Raw genomic sequence first — 1934 nt, 5'->3', positions numbered from 1 at the left:
TTACTACGTCATTAAACAACGCTGTTTAATCTTCATTAATGAAGTGGAAATTTCTCATGATCGTCTACCAAAGGTAATCAGCTAAGATGATTAATAACTAAGGTCTGTCGCAGCAGGAACCCGATCCGCCCAGCCGGGTACCCGGGGTCAATGGGCAGGTACGCACCGCCAGCCTTCCAGACCGCCAACACCGCCGTCACCACGTCCACGCCGCGGGGCAAGCACAACCCGACGACGCTTTCGACGCCGACGCCCACCGAACGCAGGTAGCGCGCCAGGCGGTTGGCGCGTACGTCCAGCTCTCGGTAGGAGATTTCGACGTCGCCGCAGACGACAGCCGGGCAGTCCGGGGTCCGCGCCGCCTGGGCGGCGAACAGCTGCGGTACCGTCGCGTGCGGCACATCGCAGGCCGTGTCGTTCCATACGCCGAGCAGCCGACGTCGCTCCTCGTCGACGAGCACGTCCACGTCGCTGAGCCGGGTCTGCGGGTCGGTGACCAGTGCCACGACGATCCTGGTGAACCGGGCGGCGATCGCCTCGACGGTGGCCGGATCGAACAGGTCGGCCGACCCCGTGACCACCCCGCGCAGACCGGCGGGACGTCCCTCGTGGTCGACCACCTCCGCGACGGTCAGGTCTACGTCGAACCGGGCGACGGACTGCCCCGCCGGCAGACCCTCAACCTGTACGCCGGAGACAGCCAGCGCCGCACGCTGGTTGTTCTGCACGAGGAGCATCACCTGGAACAGCGGATGCCGGGACAGTGAGCGGCGGGGGGCCAGTTCCTCGACCAGCCGCTCGAAGGGCACGTCCTGGTGCTCGAGCCCGACGAGGCTCACCTCCCGGACCTGGGCCAGGACCTCGGCGAACGTCGGGTCGCCGGACAGGTCGGTGCGCAGGACCAGGGTGTTGACAAAGAACCCGACCAGATCGTCCAACGCGACATCGGTACGCCCGGCGATCCCCGCTCCGACCGGGATGTCGGTACCCGCACCGAGCTTGAACAACAGGACCGCGAGCACCGCCTGCAGCGCCATGAACACCGTGACGCCCTGTTCCCGCCCCACGCGCAGCAACTGCTGGTGCAGATCAGCCGGGATGTCCAGCTGCGCCGCATGGCCGTTACGGGTGGCGACCGCCGGGCGTGCCCGGTCGACAGGCAGCGCCAGCTCCTCTGGAGCACCGGCCAGCACCCGCCGCCAGTGGGCCACCTGCCGGTTGATCAGGCTGTCCGGATTCTGTTCATCGCCGAGAAGTCTCCGCTGCCACAACGCGTAGTCCGCGTACTGGACCTGCAACGGCGTCCACTCCGGCTCGCGGCCCTCTCTGCGGGCCGCGTAAGCCGCCGACACGTCTCGAGCCAGCGGTCCCAACGACCATCCATCGAAGGCGACGTGATGGACGACCACCACCAGCACGTGTACGTCGGCGCTTTCGGCGAACAGCCAGGCTCGGACCGGGATCTCGACCGCCAGATCGAAGGCGTGTTGGGCCGCCTGGGCAACCGCCTCGGACGAAACCTCGGACGAAACCTCGACAATCTCCAGGGCGAACCCGGATTCCTCGATCGGCAGGACCTTCTGGTGCGGCTCGCCGTCGGCCGCGGTGAACACCGTCCGCAGCACTTCGTGGCGATCGATCACGTCTCGCAGTGCCAGCCCCAACGCCTCGCGGTCCACGGCACCGCGGAGCCGCAGGATGACAGGGATGTTGTAGGTCGCGCTCGGCTCGTCCAACTGTCCGAGGAACCACAACCGGCGCTGCGCGAACGACAACGGCACGAGCTGTGGACGCTCCCCGGCGGTCAGAGCGACCCGGCCCGGCGCGGAATCGGTCAGCGCCGCGGCCAGGCCCGCAGGCGTCGGCGTCTGGAACAGCGCCCGTACTGTCACGTCGACACCGAGTACGGCGCGAAGCCTGCTGGCGAGTCGACT

1 protein-coding gene is annotated in these 1934 nt (G+C 67.5%); it reads right to left on the bottom strand.

Annotated features, from left to right (window positions below; all coding sequences use genetic code 11):
* Nucleotides 1-77 precede the first annotated feature (77 nt).
* On the bottom strand, nucleotides 78-1934 hold a 1857-nt coding region (locus U9983_RS17180; protein WP_322755007.1), incomplete at its 5' end, for a condensation domain-containing protein.

The organism is Protofrankia sp. Cas3 (assembly GCF_963555955.1).
GTDB lineage: Bacteria > Actinomycetota > Actinomycetes > Frankiales > Frankiaceae > Protofrankia.
This window is presented reverse-complemented; position numbering and strand designations above follow the sequence as displayed.